The following is a 19,747-nucleotide window of genomic DNA, read 5'->3' as shown; positions in this document are numbered from 1 at the left end:
CCGGGCTCAGCGCTCGCGCAGCGCCTCGCGGGCCTTGTTAAGCGGCTTGAGCAGATAGTCCAGGATCGTCTTGTTGCCAGTATGGATATCGACCGTGGCGATCATCCCCGGCACGATGCCGAAGCGTTTGCCGTCCTTGTTGGTCAGGTGGTCGACGTCCGTGCGGATGAACACCCGGTAGTAGAAGACCTCGCGTTTGACCTCGTCCTGAATGGTGTCCGGCGAAATGGTCGTAACCTTGCCGTGCAGGCCGCCGTAGATCGAGTAGTCATAGGCGGTGATCTTCACCGTGGCGTCCAGGCCGGGGCGGATGAAGGCGACGTCGCGCGGCGAAATGTGCGCCTCGACCAGAAGCTTTTCGTCCACCGGGACGATTTCCATCAGCTTGCCGTCCTGCGGAATGACGCCGCCGACCGTGGAGACCTCGATGTCCTTGACGATACCGCGTACCGGCGACGTGAAGGTGGTGCGATGCAAGGCGTCCGAGCGGCCGCGGGTGACCGAGCTCTGAGCCTCAATCTCGGCATTGGCCTTGGCCAGGTCTTCGCGGGCCTTGACCACATACTGCGTCTGCAGCTCGGTGGCCTTGCGCTGCAGTTCGTTGGCCTGGCGCTTGAGGCGCAGCACTTCCACGTCACTGGCAGCTCCGCGCGCCACCAGCGGCTGAGTCATGGCCAGCTCGCGGCGCACCAGTCCCAGCGCATCGTTGATGCCCGCGAGGTTCTTCGCCAGGCTGTCCTTGCGCGAGTGGTAGAGCGCAGTCTCGCTATTCACCAGGTCGGGGAACGTCTGTACGTCTTCGGGGAAGGCCAGCGGCGTCCCGTTGACCTCGGCAGACAGTCGCGCAGCCTCGGCCTTGGCAGCCCGCATGCGCGAGGCACTCTCCTCCACCGCCGACTCGCTGCGGGTACGGTCGAGCTGGGCGAGGACCTGACCGGCCTCGACCAGATCGCCCTCGTGAACATTGAGCGAGACCAGGATGCCGCCTTCCAGGGACTGGATGACCTGTTCGCGGGAAGACGGCACCACCTTGCCGCTGCCGGTGGAGACTTCATCCAGGGAGAACAGGCTGGCCCATACGGCAAAGGCACCGAGCATGGCCGCGATCAACCACACCACCAGGCTCGAGCGCGGCAGCGGCGGCTCGGCCGGGGCCCCGCGCTGGTGCGCGCGGGCTGTGGAAACAGTGGTCGGCGGGATGGCCGGCGGGACATCCGCCTTGGCCACCGGGAGCTTGAGGTCGGTCATTGGGTCAGCTCCTTGAGAACTTTGTCTTTGGGACCGTCCAGCACCACACGCCCGTTGTCGATGAGGATGATCCGGTCGACCCATTTCAGGACCGGCATGCGGTGGGTGGCAACCACCAGCGTGCGCGGCGCCATCCATGGCCCCATGGCGTCGATCACCTGACGTTCGGTCATCTCGTCGAAGTTGGCGGTCGGCTCGTCGAGCAGCACGACGGACGGATTGCGGATCAGCGTGCGCGCCAGCAGCAGGGTCTGGCGCTGGCCACCGGACAGGCCCTGGCCGCCCTCGAGGATCACCTCATCGAGGCCATCGGGCAGTGCCTGCACGAAGGACAGGGCGCCGGACAGGGAGAGCGCCTGGGTGATCATGGCGTCACTGGCCATCGGCGCGCCGAGCAGGATGTTTTCCCGGATGGTGCCGTAGAACAGCCGCGAGCTCTGCGGCAGCATCGCCATGTCGCGGCGCACGTCGGCGGTGTCGATCATCGCCAGGTCCAGGCCATCGAGCGAGACGCGGCCTTCCTGAGGGCTGTGCATGCCCGAGAGCAGGTTGAGCAGGGTCGACTTGCCGGAGCCGATGCGGCCGAGGATGGCGATCTTCTCACCGGCGCGGATCTGCAGCTGCGGCACCACCAGCGCGGGACGCTTGTCGTTGTCGCCGTAGCGGAAGCTCACGCCGTCGAGCTGGTAATTGCCATTGAGCGCCGCGCGGTGCACCCGGCGGGCCCGTTCGGGCTGATCCACCGGGCGGCTCATGAGCTCGTCCAGGCCCTTGCGGGCGACCTTCGCCGACTGCCAGCGGGAAAATACCGAGGCCATCTGCGCCAACGGCGAGATCATCCGTGAGGCGAGGATCGACGAGGCCACCAGGGCACCGGTGGTCATGTCGCCCTGCATCACCAGGTAGCTGCCCAGGGCCAGCACCAGGGCATAGACAATGCCCTGGACTTCCTGGGTCCAGCTCATCAGCAGGCTGGTGAGGAAGCGCTGGCGCATGCTGATGCCGGCGGACACGTCGTTGACGTTGTTCCACTGGTTCTGGAAGCGCGCTTCCGCGCGCAGCAGCTTGATGTCCTCGATACCCTGCACCGCCTCCACCAGCATGGCGTTGCGCAATGCGGACTCGCGCATGCCCTCGTTGGACAGGCGTTCCAGCGGCTTCTGGATCAGCAGGCCGGGGATGACCAGCAAGGGAATCGCGCCCAGGGCGACGAACATCAGGGGGCCGCCGACCATCCACAGCACCACCAGGAACAGCAGGAAGAAAGGCAGGTCGGCCAATGCCCCGACCGTGGTCGAGGTGAACAGCTCGCGCACCTGGTCGATCTCGCGCAACTGCGAGATGAACGTGCCGGTGGAACGCGAACGCGCCGAATTGCGCAGTCGCAGCGCGCGGCCGAAGACCACATCGGAGATGCGCAGGTCTGCACGTTTGCCGACGGTGTCGGAGATATGCGTGCGCGAGACGCGCAGGCAGAACTCGAAGACGATCGCCAGCATCACCCCGCCGAACAGCACCCACAGGGTCGCTTCGGAGTTGGCCGGGACCACCCGGTCGTAGACCTGCATGGAGAAGATCACACCGGCCAGGGCCAGGACGTTGGCCACCAGCGAAGCGAGCATGACATCGCCGTAGCGCTTCCAGTCGCGCAGGGCGATGTTCCAGAACCAGTTGCGCCGGTATGGACGGATGTACTGGTCGACGCGCGCATCGGGCACCGCCACCTGCGGACGCAGGATCGCCACGCGACGCACGCGCTGGCGGAACTCCTCTACACCGATACGGGTTTCCAGGCCCTTGTCGCCACTGAACAGCACGCCGAGGTTACCCTCGCCGTCGATGGTCTGTACGACGCAGACGCTGCCATCGTCGAACTCCGCAACCAACGGCAAACGCCAGGCGTCGAGCAGCTCGAGCGAGAGTTTGCCGAAGCGCAGGGCGAGTCCCAGGCTCTTGGCCATGTGCAGCAGCATCAGATCCGCGGAAGCGCCCTGCTCCCAGGCCAGAGCCACGCGCGCGCCCTCTTCGGAGGCACCGATGCCATAGTGGCGGGCGACGGCGAGCATGGCATCCAGCCAGCGCGCGGAGTGCGGGGTCAGGCTCATGGCAGCACCTCCATACCCTGGACGCTGGTGTAGTTCAGGCCATAGAACTCGCGGCTGAGGCCCTGGGCGTCGATCAGGCCGACCTGGCCCAGCCAGAGGTCATGACGCACCATTTCCTCGTCAGAGAGTGCCTGGTAGTACTCCTGCTCGGTATTGAGCAGGTCGAGGATCGAGCGGGTGCCGAGCTTGTACTGCTCGCGGTACAGCTCGCGCGACTCGTCGAGGTTACGCTTGCGGCTGCCGAGCACGCCCAGGCGCGCGCGGTTGCCGATGATCTGCTCGCGCATATGGCGCATCTGGTCGCTGGCCGACAGGCGCGCATCCTCGATGCGTTGTCGCGCAGCTTCCAGGGCGTTGGTGGCGGCGCGGACCTGGGCGCGCAGGCCACCGCCCTGGTACAGGGTGGAGGTGAAGTTGAGGCTGATGCTGTTGTCGCTGCCATGTCGCTCGTAGGTGCTGGGGTTGTCACCACTCAGAGCCTTGGTGCTGGCGGCTTCGATGCTCACGGTCGGCATGCGATCAGCCTTGGCCACCCGCAATTGCGCCTCGGCGGCCTGGCGCTCGGCCTCGGCGGCCAGGACGTCGGGCAGCAGGCTGGTATCCAGGCGTCGGGCGAGGTCGACGCGGGCTGACTGGTCGTCGGAGAGCGCGGTGATCTCACCGGAAACTGCCCCCCCGACAAGGGTACGCAGGCGTTCCTGAGCCTGGTGGTACTGCGAGCGGATCTGCAACTGGTTGGCACGCGCCGCGTCGACCCGGGCCAGCGCCTGGATCGGGTCGGAACGGCTGGTGACACCGGCACCGGCGCGGTCCTGGGTCATGGCATAGACACGCTCCATCGCGCTCACCTGCTCATCGGCGATGCGACCCAGCAGGCGATAACGATGCAGGTCGATGGTCGCTTCGGCGGTCTGCCGGGAGATCAGGTCGATCTGCTTGAGGACCAGGGCTTGCTGCCGGCGCGACTGTGCCTGGGCGCCGTCGACGCTGCCGGCGACCTTGCCGAAGTCGTAGAGCAGCTGTGAGACCGACAGCGAAGCGGTCTGGCTGGTGCCGTTCTGCGTGGTGTCGCCACGCCCCAGGCCCATTTTCACCTGGGGGTAATAGCCGGAACGGGCCATGGCAATCCCATCGCCTTGTTGCGCCAGGGTGGCGACGGCATCGGCGATGGAGGGGTGACGGTTGACCGCCATCTGCACGGCGTGATTGATGTCCAGCAGGCGGCGCGCGGCCGGCGCGTCGAGTTCAGGCGTGAGGCGCTGGCCGCCGGTCTGTTCGATCAGATGGCTGGGAGCCAGGCTGCGCTGCTCGGGGCTGCTGGCGCCGAACCAGCCGTCATCAAGGACGCCCGCGAGCGTTGCGGTGGAGAAGCTGGCCAGGCTGAGCCAGGCCAGGGGTCCGAATTTCCAGGCGTTCACCGAGGGCCTCCCGGAGTCAATTGAGGCGCGCCGGTACGGTCTTCCGTGCTCGTCGGAGGGGAACTCATCCTGGAGTGCCAGCGCGCGTTGGATACGCGACGTTCGTCTGCAGCGCCCTGGAGGGCGTGGAGAGAGGGGCCTGCCAGCGGCCGCCGGAGGGCTGTGCTGGGGGATACCCGCTGTAGAAGAAGGCCGCTCAGGACGGCCTGTTGCGAATCGTCCGGGTCATTATCTGGAGCCGGCTGCCGCACATGAATGAGACGTTTCCTAAACGACAAGCGCCCAACCGGCGGGAGGCGCTGAGCACCCCGCCGGTCAGGCAAGAGAGTCGCGGCCGGTAGCGGGATCCAGGGGCTCTGGCCGCGTAGCGCCCCTGGGCCGGGTCCTCGTCAGACCACGTTGATGCCGTGCTGGATCAGCAGGTCCGCATTGGTGTTGCTCCCCATGCTCGCGTTGTGCCAGATGTCGTAGTCGACGCCATTCACGGTCTTGCTGCCACTGACTTCCCAGCCGCCGGAACCGACGGTTTCGGCCAGATCCACGGTGGAAGTGCCGTCGCCCTTGATCATCAGGTTGGGTACCTCGACGCTGGTGGTATCGACCTGCTTAAGGACATCCGACAGTCGCAGCGAGAGGGTGTTGTTGCCGCTGCCCTCCTGGCTGCTGCCCAGGTCGAAGATCTCGAAGCCCTTGACCCGCGTGCCGTAGCTGGTGAGATCCAGCTGCAGGCCGGAGGCCTCGAACTTGAGGGTATCGATGCCCAGGCCACCGTCGACCCGGGTGAAGGTCGTCCCGACCAGACCGATGGTGTCGTTGCCGGCACCGCCCATGGCCACGTCATGCTGCACGCTGGTATCGGTGGTACCAGTGGTGTCGGTACCGATGCCGTGGATGATGTCGTTGCCCTGACCGCCGCTGATGATGTCCACCCCGTTGTTGATGGCGGACGCTCCCGGGCTGGTGGTGCCGGCCCAGATTTCGTCGTCGCCGACGGTGTAGCTGTGGGTCAGCAGCGCGATGGAGCCGCTGTAGATGTTGTAGCCGCCCGCGTTGGTCGCGCCGGTGTCGCTCTGCCAGACGCCATAGCCGTAGTCGGCGATGCCGTCGCCATTCCAGTCGCCCATGGCCAGGCCGGTACCGGCGTAGTCATTGGCGTTGGCGCCGGTGTACTTCACTGCCAGGCCGGCCGCGACCAGCGCATCCAGGTCGGTGTTGGCGTCGAAGCTGCCGTCGGCACGGCCGTAGACCAGGTACACCGCACCACGGTTGGTGACGCCATTGTCGTAGCCGGGCATGCCGATCAGGAAGTCGTCGATGCCGTCGCCGTTGACATCGCCGCCGGAGCTGACGGCATAGCCGAGCATGCCGTCTGCGGTGGTCTTCGAGCCGCCTATGGCGGTGCCATTGCTGCTGCTGGAGATGATGAAGCCGTCGGTGCCGTTCAGGTTGCCCAGATTGATGTCGCCCCAGGCTACCCCGCTCTCCTTGCCGTAGATCACATAGACGCGGCCCGGTGCGGTGGTGTCGGAAGCCGAGTCGCCCCAACCCGGCGAGCCGATCGCGAAGTCCTCGATGCCGTCACCGTTGATGTCACCGATGTTCTGGATCGAGGAGAATTCGGCATACCACTGGCCGGCGTTCTGCGCCGCTCCACCCTGGTCATAGGTCGCCCCGCCGAGCCACTCGCCGGCTTCCGACCCTACCAGGCGCACGCCCTGGTCCGGGGTCAGGTTGGCCAGGTTGTAGCTGTTGCCCAGGCCGTCGGCGCTCCCCCAGATCAGGTAGGCGGTGCCGCTGTTGGTGATGGTGCTGCCATTCAGGCCATTACCACGCGGTGCGGTCACGATGTAGTCGGCATATCCATCGCCGTTGACGTCACCGATGACCTTGATCACCGAGCCGAGGTCGGAATCGGCGTCGGGCGCGTAGGTGGTGCGCACGTTGGTCTGGTTCTCCACGCGCGAACCGAGGGTGGAAGAAGTCGCACCGGTGGCGTAGTACAGGCCACCCGGATCTGCGTCGCTGACGTAGTTGCGCAGCAGCAGGTTGCTCCAGGCGGAAGAGCCTGCTGCGCCTGCATGGCCATAGAGCACCACGTACATGCCGTTGCCACCGTTGCCATCGGCCGAGCCGATGATCAGGTCGGCGTAGCCATCGCCGTTGATGTCGCCACCGCTGATGTTGTTAGCCGGCCAGCCACCGGTGTTGTTGTTCTTGATCACGAAACCATTGGCGGTGGCACCGTTCTCCAGACTCAGCAGGTCGAGGGTGCTGAGGGTGTTGCCCTCCCGGCCGAAGATCACGTAGGCGCGATCGTTCAGTGTGCCGGTGATGGCGAAGTCGTCGTAGCCATCGCCGTTGATATCGCCAAGGTTGGTGACCAGTTGTCCCTGGATACCGACGTCGGCGCCGGTGCCGGTGACCCCGGTCTGCTTGATGCGGAAGCCCTGGTCCGGAGTCAGGTTGTCGATATTCTTCAACGACGGCAGGCCATTGGCGCTGCCGTAGAGCACATAGATGTCCGACTGGTAGGCCGCGGTGGAACCGTAGATGTCATGCGGTGCGGAGACCACGAAGTCTTCGTAGCCGTCGCCGTTGAAGTCTCCGATGGAAGACATCGACAGCCCCAGACCGTCGGCGGTCTGTGTACTGGAAGCCACCGATGGCGTCCCGGCCACGTCGATGACCAGCCTGGCATCGGCACTGTTGTCGAGCAGGCCGACCTGCGAGTGGTTACCCGCCTCGTCCACCAGCACTGCCTTCAGGTTGTAGCTGCCGTCGAACATCGATGGCAGCGTCACGTTGAAGGTGCCGCCGGTCCCGTTCACCGTCAGTGCCAGGTCCTGGGCGTAGATGACATCGCCCTCGCCATAAACACCATCGCCGTTCTTGTCGTCGAACAGCATCACGGTGATCTTGCCCGCCGCGGCTGCCGCGGCGTCCGCGGCGGAGAGACCGGCGACGGTGCCGGTGAAGCTCGGCGTCATCACGCTGGTCTTGTTGTCGCTGGTGCTGCTGCCGTTATCGCTGGCGGTATCCAGGTCGAGCACGAAACTGGTGAAGGTCGGCGCCAGGGTATCGATGCTCAGGTCGTGCTGAGCGCTCTGGCCGATATTGCCGGCGTCGTCCACCACCCGCACGATCACGGTGTAACTGCCGTCGGCGATCACGTCAGTGGTGTTGTCGAAGCGCCAGTCCGTTCCGGAGACCTCGGCACGCTGCCAGGTCTGGCCGCCGTCCAGGCTGATCTCCACGCCTTCGCCGTCACCGAGCGCAACGCCCAGCTTGCCGGAGAACACCAGGGTGTTGTCGTTGGTGATGAAGTCGTTGCCCTGGGCGCCATTGTCGTCGCTGATGGCATCGAGGGTGATGGTCTTGTCGGCGCCTGGGCCGTCGGTGTCGATCACTACGGTGTGGCTGGAGCTGTTGCCGACGTTGCCGGCATCGTCGACCACCCGCACCTGCACGTCGTACTCGGCGTCGCCCAGTACGTTGCCGGTGTTGTCGAAGCTCCAGTCGGTGCCGTTGACCTCGACCCGCTGCCAGGTCTGGCCACCGTCGAGGCTGATTTCCACCCCTTCGTCGTCCGCCAGGTTCTGGCTCAGGTGCCCGTGGAACAGCAGCGTGTTGTCGTTGGTGACGAAGTCGTTGCCGAGGTAGCCGTTGTCGTCGCTGATGTCATCGAAGCTGATGGTCAGGCTGGCGGACGGTCCCTGGGTATCGATCTGCACCGCCTGGCCGCCGGCCAGGCTGACGTTGCCTTCGCTACCGACCACGCGGGCCATGAACAGATAGTCGCCATCATCCATGACCGAGCCGCTGTTATCGAAGACGTAGGTGCCATTGCCCTGGTCGACGGCATCGTGCCAGGTCTGGCCGCCGTCAATCGAGATCTGCACCTTGTCGCCGGCGTTGAGCTGCCCGTCCACCGCGGCGCTGACCACCAGGGTGTTGTCGTTGGTGATGAAGTCGCCGCTGTTCAGGCCGTTGTCTTCGGAGATGCCGCTGACCGTCGCCAGGGCGTAATGAGCGCTGCCGCTGTCGCTGCTATTGCTGGCGGCGTCGGTGGCTACGGCGCTGACTTCACCGCTGCCCTGGGCAGCGGCACTGGTGGCGCTGTAGCTGCCCGCGGCGTTGGCGGTAACGGTCTGCTGCGAGCCATCCGGGAAGGTCACGGTGACCTGGCTGCCGGCCTCGGCGCTGCCGCTGACCACCAGGGTGCCGTCGGCATTGGCGTTGACCAGCACGCTGGGCGCCAGCGGCGCGGTGCTGTCGGCGTAGTCCGCGGAGGCGGACGCACCGGTGTTGCCGGCCGCGTCGGTCGCCGCGGCGCTGACTTCGCCCGTGCTCTGCGGGACGTGGGTGGTGACGCTGTAGCTGCCGTCAGGACCGGCAGTCGCCGTACCGGTGGTGCCACTGGGGAAGGTCACGGTGACGGTGCTGCCCACCTCGGCCGTACCCGTCACGGTCAGGCCACCATCGGCGTTGACCGCGATGTTCACGCTCGGCGCAGCCGGGGCGGTGGTGTCGGTGAAGTCGGCCGTCGCTGCCGGGCCGGCGTTGCCCGCCAGGTCGGTGGCGCTGGCGCTGACTTCGCCACTGGGCTGGCCAACCGGCGAGGTGACGCTGAAACGACCATCGGAACCGGCAATCGCCGATCCAGTGGTGCCATCCGGGTAGGTGACAGTGACGGTACTGCCAGCTTCGGCGCTGCCGCTGACGGTAACGCTGCCATCGGCATTGTTCACCAGCGCGTCAAGCACCGGCGCCTGCGGCAGGCTGGTGTCCGTGTACGTGGCAGTGGTGGCCGAGCCGTCATTGCCGGCGGCGTCGGTTGCCAGTGCACTGACTTCGCCCGAGGTCTGCGGTACGTGGGTGGTGACGCTGTAGCTGCCGTCGGTACCGGCGAGCGCCGTGCCGCGGGTGCCATCCGGGAAGGTGACGGTGACGGTGCTGCCCGCTTCGGCCGTGCCCGCTTCGGCCGTGCCCGCTACGGTCAGGCCGCCATCGGCGTTGGCAACGACATTCACGCTCGGCGCGTCCGGCGCGGTGGTGTCGGTGAAGGGGGCGATGGTCGATGGGCCAGCGTTGCCGGCGGCATCGCTGGCGCTGGCACTGACCTCACCGCTGGGCTGGCCGACTGGCGAGGTGAGGCTGAAGCGGCCATCGGGACCGGCGGTGACCGATCCGCTGGTGCCATCCGGGTAGGTGACGGTGACGCTGCTGCCCGCTTCGGCGCTGCCGCTGACGGTGACGCTGCCGTCGGCATTGTTCACCAGCGGATCGAGTACCGGCGCCAAGGGCGCGGTATTGTCGGTGTAGGGCTCGACCGTCGACGCACCGGCGTTGCCGGCGGCATCGGTGGCGGCCGCGCTGACCTCGCCGCTGGTCTGCGGTACATGGGTGGTGATGCTGTAGCTGCCATCGGAACCGGCGGTTGCGGTGCCGGTGCTGCCATCCGGGAAGGTCACGGTCACGGTGCTGCCCGCTTCCGCCGTGCCCGCGACGGTCAGGCCGCCATCGGCATTGGCGACGACATTCACGCTCGGCGCCAACGGTGCACCGGTGTCGGTGTAGTCCACCGTGGCCGCGTCGCCGGTATTGCCGGCGCCGTCAGTGGCGGTCGCGCTGACCTCGCCGCTGGTTTGCGGAGCCGTGGTGGTGACGCTATAGCTGCCATCGGAACCGGCGGTTGCGGTGCCGGTGCTGCCGTCCGGGAAGGTGACGGTGACGGTGCTGCCCGCCTCCGCCGTGCCCGCCACGGTCAGGCCGCCGTCGGCGTTGGCGCTGACATTCACGCTCGGTGCCAACGGTGCGCCGGTATCGGTGTAGTCCACCGTCGCAGCGTCGCCGGTATTGCCGGCGGCATCGGTGGCGGTCGCGCTGACTTCACCCGTGGTTTGCGGAACCGTGGTGGTGACGCTGTAGCTACCGTCACTGCCCGCGGTCGCCGTACCCGTGCTGCCGTCCGGGAAGGTGACGGTGACGGTGCTGCCCGCCTCTGCCGTGCCTGTCACGGTCAGGCCGCCATCGGCGTTGGCGCTGACGTTCACATTCGGCGACTGCGGCGCGCCGGTGTCGGTGTAGTCCACCGTGACGGCACCGCTGGTATTGCCGGCGCCATCAGTGGCGGTCGCGCTGACTTCACCGCTGGTCTGCGGCACTGTGGTGGTCACGCTGTAGGCACCGTCGCTGCCCGCGGTCGCGGTGCTGCTGCTGCCATCCGGGAAGGTCACGGTGACGGTGCTGCCGGCCTCCGCAATGCCGCTGACGGTCAGGCCGCCGTCGGCATTGGCGCTGACGTTTACGCTCGGTGCGTCCGGTGCGGTGGTGTCGGCGAACTCGCCGGTGGCCGACGGACCGGTATTGCCGGCGGCGTCGGTAGCGTTGGCAGTGACATCACCAGTGGGTTGTCCCGCCGGCGAGGTGATGCTGAAGGCGCCATCGTTGCCCGCGACCACGGAGCCGGTGGTGCCGTCCGGGAAGGTGACGGTCACGGTGCTGCCCGCTTCGGCGCTGCCGGTGAGGGTGACGCTGCCGTCGCCGTTGGTGACCAGTGGGTCCAGCTCCGGTGCCAGCGGCGCGGTGCCATCGGTGTACGACTCGACGGTCGCTGCGCCGGTATTGCCAGCGGCATCGGTGGCGCTGGCGCTGACGTCACCGCTGGTTTGCGGAACGAGGGTGGTGACGCTGTAGCTGCCATCGGTGCCCGCGGTCGCTGTGCCGGTGCTGCCATCCGGGAAGGTCACGGTGACGGTGCTACCCGCCTCTGCCGTGCCCGTCACGGTCAGGCCGCCATCGGCATTCGCCGTCACGTTCACGCTTGGCGCCAGCGGTGCGCCGGTGTCGGTGTAGGCCACAGTCGCCGCAGCGCCGGTGTTGCCGGCGGCATCGGTGGCGCTGGCACTGACGTCACCGCTGGTTTGCGCAGTCGTGGTGGTGACGCTGTAGCTGCCGTCGTTGCCGGCCGTGGCCGTCGCCGTGCTGCCATCGGGGAAGGTCACGCTCACGCTGCTGCCCGGTTCGGCGCTGCCGGCAACCGTCAGGCCGCCGTCGGCATTCGCCGTCACGTTCACACTCGGGGCCTGCGGGCCCTGGGTGTCGGTGTAGCTCTCGACGGTGGGCGCGCCGGCATTGCCTGCGGCATCAGTCGCGCTGGCGCTGACCTCGCCACTGGTCTGTGGCACATGGGTGGTGATTTCGTAGCGACCGTCGCTGCCGGCGGTCACCGAGGCAGTCGAGCCGTCCGGGAAGGTCACGGTCACGGTGCTGCCGGCTTCCGCGCTGCCGCTGACGGTCAATCCGCCATCGTCGTTGGCGCTGACGGTTACGCTCGGCGACTGCGGAGCGGTGCTGTCGATGTAGCCCACGGTGGTGTTGTCGCCCACGTTGCCTGCCGCATCACTGGCGCTGGCGGTCACCTCGCCGCTGGTCTGCGGCACGTTCGTGGTGATGCTGTAACTGCCATCGCTGCCCGCCGTGACGGTGTCGGTGGAACCATCGGGGAAGGTCACTGTGACGGTCGTGCCCGGCTCGGCACTGCCACTTACGGTCAGGCCGCCGTCGGCATTGCCGACGACATTCACGCTCGGCGCATCCGGCGCGGTGGTGTCGGTGTAGCTCTCGGTCGCCGAGTCGCCGGTATTGCCGGCCTCGTCGGTGGCATTGACGCTGATCTCACCGCTGGGCTGGTTGTCCGGCGAGGTGATCGACCAGGAGCCGTCTTCACCCGCGACCACGGAGCCGGTACTGCCATCGGGATAGGTCACGGTGACGGTGCTGCCCGGTTCGGCGCTGCCGCCCACGGTAATGCTGCCGTCGTCGTTGGTCGCGACAGGATCGAGGACAGGCGCTTGCGGCGCGGTGCTGTCGGTATAGGTCCGGGTGGCGGCATCGCCGGTGTTGCCGGCCGTATCAGTGGCGGTCGCGCTGACCTCGCCGCTGGTCTGCGGCACGTGGGTGGTGATGCTGTAGCTGCCATCGCTTCCCGCCGTGACGGTATCGGTAGAACCATCCGGGAAGGTCACGGTGACGGTACTGCCCGCTTCCGCGCTGCCACTGACGGTCAGGCCGCCGTCGGCATTGGCGCTGACGGTGACGCTCGGCGCGTCGGGCGCGGTGGTATCGGCAAATTCGCCGGTGGCGGACGGACCGGTGTTGCCGGCTTGGTCCGTGGCCGTAGCGGTCACATCACCGCTGGGCTGGCCAGCCGGGGACGTGAGGGTGAAGCGACCATCCTCGCCTGCCACCACGCTGCCGGTGGTTCCATCCGGGTAAGTGACGGTCACCGTGCTGCCCGGCTCTGCCGAACCGCCAAGGGTGATGCTGCCGTCGTCGTTGGTGACGATGGGGTCGAGAACCGGCGCTTGCGGCGCGGTGCTGTCGGTGTAGCTCTGGGTGGTGGCGTCACCGGTGTTGCCAGCGGCGTCTGTCGCCGCTGCAGTTACCTCACCGCTGGTCTGCGGGACATGGGTGGTAATCTCGTAGCTGCCATCGCTACCCGCAGTCGCCGTGGAACTGGAGCCATCCGGGAAGGTGACGGTAACGGTCGTGCCCGGCTCGGCACTGCCGCTCACGGTCAGGCCGCCATCGGCATTGGCCACGACATTCACGCTCGGTGCCTCCGGAGCGGTGGTGTCGCTGTAGTTCTCGGTCACCGAAGCGCCGGTGTTCCCGGCTTCGTCGGTGGCATTGACGCTGACTTCGCCGGTGGGCTGGCTCTCCGGCGAGGTGATGGTGAAGTTACCGTCTTCACCGACGACCACGCTGCCGGTACTGCCATCGGGATAGGTCACGGTCACGGTGCTGCCCGGCTCGGCCGAACCGCCAAGGGTGATGCTGCCGTCGTCATTGGTGACGATAGGATCGAGGACCGGCGCTTGCGGCGCGGTGCTGTCGGTGTAGCTCTGGGTGGTGGCGTCACCGGTGTTGCCAGCGGCGTCTGTCGCCGTTGCCGCTACCTCACCGCTGGTCTGCGGGACATGGGTGGTGATCTCGTAGCTGCCATCGCTGCCAGCAGTGGCGCTGCCGGTCGAGCCATCCGGGAAGGTGACGGTAACGGTCGCGCCCGGCTCGGCACTGCCGCTCACGGTCAGACCGCCATCGGCATTGGCCACGACATTCACACTCGGAGCATCCGGCGCCGTGGTATCCGCGTAGCTCTCGGTCACCGAAGCACCGGTATTACCCGCTTCATCCGTGGCATTGACGCTGACTTCCCCGGTGGGCTGGTTTTCCGGCGAAGTGATCGACCAGGATCCATCCTCACCAACAACCACGGAGCCCGTGCTGCCATCCGGATAACTGACAGTCACGGTGCTGCCTGGCTCGGCGCTGCCGCCCACAGTGATGCTGCCGTCGTGGTTGGTGACGATGGGGTCGAGAACCGGCGCTTGCGGCGCGGTGCTGTCGGTGTAGCTCTGGGTGGTGGAGTCACCGGTGTTGCCAGCGGCGTCTGTCGCCGCTGCAGTTACCTCACCGCTGGTCTGCGGGACATGGGTGGTGATCTCGTAGCTGCCATCGCTGCCAGCAGTGGCGCTGTCGGTGGAGCCATCCGGGAAGGTGACGGTAACGGTCGTGCCCGGCTCGGCACTGCCGCTCACGGTCAGGCCGCCATCGGCATTGGCCACGACATTCACGCTCGGTGCCTCCGGAGCGGTGGTGTCGCTGTAGTTCTCGGTCACCGAGGCGCCGGTATTACCCGCTTCGTCAGTGGCGTTGACGCTGATTTCACCGGTGGGTTGGTTCTCCGGCGAAGTGATGGTGAAGCGGCCGTCTTCACCGACGAGCACGCTGCCGGTGCTGCCATCCGGGTAAGTGACAGTCACGGTGCTGCCCGGCTCTGCCGAACCGCCAAGGGTGATGCTGCCGTCGTCGTTGGTGACGATGGGATCGAGGACCGGCGCTTGCGGCGCGGTGCTGTCGGTGTAGGTGAAGGTGGTCGAATCGCCGGTATTGCCTGCCGCGTCAGTCGCAGTCGCACTGACGTCGCCGCTGGTCTGCGGCACCGTCGTGGTGATGCTGTAGCTGCCATCGGAGCCAGCAGTCGCCGTACCGCTGGTGCCGTCCGGGAAGGTCACGGTTACCGTACTGCCCGCCTCCGCCGTGCCGGTCACGGTCAGTCCACCGTCCGCATTGGCGGTGATGTTGACGCTCGGTGCTTGCGGCGCGGTGGTATCGGTGAAGTTTTCACTGGCCGACGGACCGGTGTTGCCGGCTTCGTCGGTGGCGTTGACGCTGACCTCACCGGTGGGTTGGTTCTCCGGCGAAGTGAGCGACCAGGAACCATCCTCCCCCGCTACCACGGAGCCGGTGTTGCCGTCCGGATAGGTGACGGTGACAGTACTGCCTGGTTCGGCACTGCCGCCAACGGTGATACTGCCATCGGCGTTGGTGACGATGGGATCGAGTACCGGTGCTTGCGGTGCCGTGTTATCGGTGTAGGTGAAGGTAGTCGCGTCGCCGACATTGCCGGCGGCGTCGGTGGCGGTGGCGCTGACTTCACCGCTGGTCTGCGGCACATGGGTCGTGACACTGTATTCGCCATTATCGCCAGCGGGGACGATTGCAGTACTGCCATCCGGGAAGGTCACGGTGACGGTGCTGCCCGCTTCCGCGCTACCGCTGACGGTCAGGCCGCCGTCGGCATTGGCGCTGACGGTGACGCTCGGCGCGTCGGGCGCGGTGGTATCGGCGAATTCGCCGGTGGCGGACGGACCGGTGTTGCCGGCTTGGTCCGTGGCCGTGGCGGTCACATCACCGCTGGGCTGGCCAGCCGGGGACGTGAGGGTGAAGCGACCATCCTCGCCTGCCACCACGCTGCCGGTGGTTCCATCCGGGTAAGTGACGGTCACCGTGCTGCCCGGCTCTGCCGACCCGCCAAGGGTGATGCTGCCGTCGTCGTTGGTGACGATGGGGTCGAGAACCGGCGCTTGCGGCGCGGTGCTGTCGGTGTAGCTCTGGGTGGTGGCGTCACCGGTGTTGCCAGCGGCGTCTGTCGCCGCTGCAGTTACCTCACCGCTGGTCTGCGGGACATGGGTGGTGATCTCGTAGCTGCCATCGCTACCCGCAGTCGCCGTGGAACTGGAGCCATCCGGGAAGGTGACGGTAACGGTCGTGCCAGGCTCGGCACTGCCGCTCACGGTCAGACCGCCATCGGCATTGGCCACGACATTCACGCTCGGTGCCTCCGGAGCGGTGGTGTCGCTGTAGCTCTCGGTCACCGAGGCACCGGTATTACCCGCTTCGTCAGTGGCGTTGACGCTGATCTCACCGGTGGGCTGGTTCTCCGGCGAGGTGATGCTGAAGCTGCCGTCTTCACCCACGACAACGGAACCGGTGCTGCCATCAGGATAGGTGACGGTCACGGTGCTGCCCGGCTCGGCCGAACCGCCAAGGGTGATGCTGCCGTCGTCATTGGTGACGATGGGATCGAGGACCGGCACTTCCGGGGCAGTGCTGTCCGTGTAGCTCTGGGTGGTGGCGTCACCGGTGTTGCCTGCGGCGTCTGTCGCCGTTGCCGCTACCTCACCGCTGGTCTGCGGGACATGGGTGGTGATCTCGTAGCTGCCATCGCTGCCAGCAGTGGCGCTGCCGGTCGAGCCATCCGGGAAGGTGACGGTAACGGTCGTGCCCGGCTCGGCACTACCGCTCACGGTCAGGCCGCCATCGGTATTGGCCACGACATTCACACTCGGGGCATCCGGTGCCGTGGTATCGGCGTAGCTCTCGGTCACCGAAGCACCGGTATTACCGGCTTCATCCGTGGCATTGACGCTGACTTCCCCGGTGGGCTGGTTTTCCGGCGAAGTGATCGACCAGGAACCATCCTCACCGACAACCACGGAGCCCGTGCTGCCATCCGGATAAGTGACAGTCACGGTGCTGCCTGGCTCGGCGCTGCCGCCCACGGTGATGCTGCCGTCGTCGTTGGTGACGATGGGGTCGAGAATCGGCGCTTGCGGCGCGGTGCTGTCGGTGTAGCTCTGGGTGGTGGCGTCACCGGTGTTGCCAGCCGCGTCGGTCGCGTTAGCGCTGACGTCACCGCTGGTCTGCGGAACCGTGGTGGTGACCCTGTAGCTGCCATCGCTGCCAGAAGTGGCGCTGCCGGTCGAGCCATCCGGGAAGGTGACGGTAACGGTCGTGCCCGGCTCAGCACTGCCGTTCACGGTCAGACCGCCATCGGCATTGGCTACGACATTCACGCTCGGTGCCTCCGGAGCGGTGGTGTCGCTGTAGCTCTCGGTCACCGAAGCGCCGGTGTTCCCGGCTTCGTCGGTGGCATTGACGCTGACTTCCCCGGTGGGCTGGTTTTCCGGCGAAGTGATCGACCAGGAACCATCCTCACCGACAACCACGGAGCCCGTGCTGCCATCCGGATAAGTGACAGTCACGGTGCTGCCCGGCTCGGCCGAACCGCCAAGGGTGATGCTGCCGTCGTCGTTGGTGACGATGGGATCGAGGACCGGCGCTTGCGGCGCGGTGCTGTCGATATAGCTGAAGGTGGTCGAATCGCCGGTATTGCCAGCCGAGTCAGTCGCAGTCGCACTGACATTGCCGCTGGTCTGCGGGACATGGGTGGTGATCTCGTAGCTGCCATCGCTGCCAGCAGTGGCGCTGCCGGTGGAGCCGTCCGGGAAGGTGACGGTCACGGTCGTGCCCGGCTCGGCACTGCCGCTCACGGTCAGGCCGCCATCGGCATTGGCCGTGACGTTGACACTCGGCGCCTCCGGGGCGGTGGTGTCGCTGTAGTTCTCGGTCACCGAGGCGCCGGTGTTGCCGGCTTCGTCGGTGGCGTTGACGCTGACTTCACCGGTGGGTTGGTTCTCCGGCGAGGTGATCGACCAGGAACCATCCTCCCCCGCTACCACGGAGCCGGTGTTGCCGTCCGGATAGGTGACAGTCACGGTGCTGCCCGGCTCTGCCGAACCGCCAAGGGTGATGCTGCCGTCGTCGTTGGTGACGATAGGATCGAGTACCGGCGCTTGCGGCGCGGTGCTGTCGGTGTAGGTGTAGGTGGTCGAATCGCCGGTATTGCCAGCCGCGTCAGTCGCAGTCGCACTGACATCGCCGCTGGTCTGCGGCTCCGTCGTGGTGATGCTGTAGCTGCCATCGGAGCCGGCAGTCGCCGTACCAGTACTGCCATCCGGGTAGGTCACGGTAACGGTCGTGCCCGGCTCGGCACTGCCGCTCACGGTCAGGCCGCCATCGGCATTGGCCACGACATTCACGCTCGGTGCCTCCGGAGCCGTGGTGTCGCTGTAGTTCTCGGTCACCGAGGCGCCAGTGTTGCCGGCTTCGTCGGTGGCGTTGACGCTGACCTCACCGGTGGGTTGGTTCTCCGGCGAGGTGATGCTGAAGCTGCCGTCTTCACCCACGACAACGGAACCGGTGCTGCCATCGGGATAGGTGACGGTGACGGTGCTGCCAGGCTCGGCGGTGCCGCCGACAGTCAGGCTGCCGTCTTCGTTGGTAACGATCGGGCCCAGCACCGGTGCGTCGGGCGCAGTGCTGTCGGTGAAGGTATCGGTGGCCGCGGGGCCGGTATTGCCGTCCAGGTCGGTGGCCGCCGCGCTGACGTCACCATTGGGTTGCGGACGAGCGGAAGTCACCGAGAAGGCCCCAGCCGCGTCAGCGACCGTGGTGCCCGTGGAGCCGTCCGGGAAAGTCACCGTGACGGTGCAGCCAGGCTCGGCAGTGCCGCAAACGGTGACAGAGCCATCGTCCAGCGTAACCAGCGGATCGAGCAGCGGCGCGTCCGGCGGGGTGCTATCGACGTATGCCAGGCTGCCGGGCTCACCGGTATTGCCATAGACGTCGGTGGCGGTGGCACTGACTTCGCCACTGGCCTGCGGCACATGGGTGGTGATGCTGTACTGGCCGTTGCCGTCCGCCATGACATTGCCCACCGAGCCATCCGGGAAGGTAACGGTGACGATGCTGCCGACCTCGGCACTGCCACTGATGGTGAGGCCGCCGTCGGCATTTTCCGTGACGCCGATACTCGGTGCCGCGGGCGGCGTGACATCGACGTAAGGCAACTGGGTGCCCGGGCTGGTGTTGCCGGCCTCATCGGTAGCGCTGGCGGTCAGGCTGCCCGAGGGCTGGTCGGGCGGCGATGTCAGGCTGTAGCCGCCATCCTCGCCGACGACGACGCTGCCGGTGCTGCCATCGGGATAGGTGACGGTCACGGTGCTGCCGGGCTCGGCGCTGCCGCTCACGGTCACACTGCCGTCGGCATTGGTGATCACTTCAGTGCTGGGGGCGCTCGGCGCCGTGGTGTCGGTGTAGTTGACGTGGGCGTCGCTGCTGTTGCCCTTGCCATCCTCGACGTGGATATCCACGCCACCACTGGTCTGCGGCGAGGAAGTGGAAGCCTGGTAGTGTCCGTCGGCATCGGCTACCACGGTGGTGCTGGAGCCATCCGGGAAGGTTACGGTTACGCTCGCACCGGGACTGGTGGAGCCACTGACAACCAGACCACCCGCCTCGCCTGCCTGCAGGTCTGCAGTGGGAGCCTTGAGCCCGCTGCCACCGTGATGGCCACCACCGCCGCCACCACTGGACGCAGCAACGCCGCCGGCTACCAGCGCCAGACCGCCCAATATCCAAGGCAGTGCACCCTGGTCGCCGCCCTCGGTCACCAGCAGCGACTCGACCGAGTCGACCTCGCTGTAGCTGGCGAAGGCGGAGCCCTCTTGATTGACCTCGGCGACCCAGTAGTGGCCGTCACCGCTGTCGAGCAGCAGATCGCTGTTCGGCTGACCGGGAGCCCCGAAGAACCCGTGGATGACGATGGTTTCGCCATCCAGGGTCTTGATCACCAGGGCGTTACCCTCGCGGGTCATGCTGACGACCTGCTCCTTGCTCAAGGCCAGCTTCACGACCGAAGGCGCGCGGAGAGTCAGGTCAGCCTGATTGACCTGAGTGGTCGCGTGGGTAGCCTTGTCGATTACAACGATTGTTTTAGCCATGATG

General features: G+C 66.8%; 4 protein-coding genes. All 4 read right to left on the bottom strand.

Annotated elements, in window-relative coordinates:
- Positions 1 to 6: 6 nt before the first annotated feature.
- The 4 genes from LDJ84_RS07620 to LDJ84_RS07605 all read right to left on the bottom strand — a co-directional run bounded on the left by LDJ84_RS07620 (position 7) and on the right by LDJ84_RS07605 (position 19,743).
- Positions 7 to 1,248, bottom strand: a complete 1,242-nt coding sequence (locus tag LDJ84_RS07620) for an HlyD family type I secretion periplasmic adaptor subunit (RefSeq protein ID WP_024765247.1) — start codon at positions 1,246 to 1,248, stop codon at positions 7 to 9.
- Positions 1,245 to 3,353 carry a type I secretion system permease/ATPase gene (locus LDJ84_RS07615; RefSeq protein ID WP_226046146.1) on the bottom strand — a complete coding sequence of 703 codons (2,109 nt, stop codon included), beginning with the start codon at positions 3,351 to 3,353 and terminating at the stop codon, positions 1,245 to 1,247. The genes LDJ84_RS07620 and LDJ84_RS07615 overlap by 4 nt, the downstream gene beginning before the upstream one ends.
- Complete coding sequence (locus LDJ84_RS07610; RefSeq protein ID WP_024765249.1) at positions 3,350 to 4,771, bottom strand: TolC family outer membrane protein; 1,422 nt, start codon at positions 4,769 to 4,771, stop codon at positions 3,350 to 3,352. Before LDJ84_RS07610 ends, LDJ84_RS07615 begins: the two co-directional genes overlap by 4 nt.
- Before the next feature lie 389 nt (positions 4,772 to 5,160).
- A complete protein-coding gene (locus LDJ84_RS07605; protein WP_226046145.1) occupies positions 5,161 to 19,743 on the bottom strand; it encodes an Ig-like domain-containing protein in 14,583 nt (4,860 codons plus the stop codon).
- Positions 19,744 to 19,747 lie beyond the last annotated feature (4 nt).

The organism is Pseudomonas sp. HS-18 (genome assembly GCF_020401845.1).
In the GTDB taxonomy this organism is placed as follows: Bacteria; Pseudomonadota; Gammaproteobacteria; order Pseudomonadales; family Pseudomonadaceae; genus Pseudomonas; species Pseudomonas nitroreducens.
This window is presented reverse-complemented; position numbering and strand designations above follow the sequence as displayed.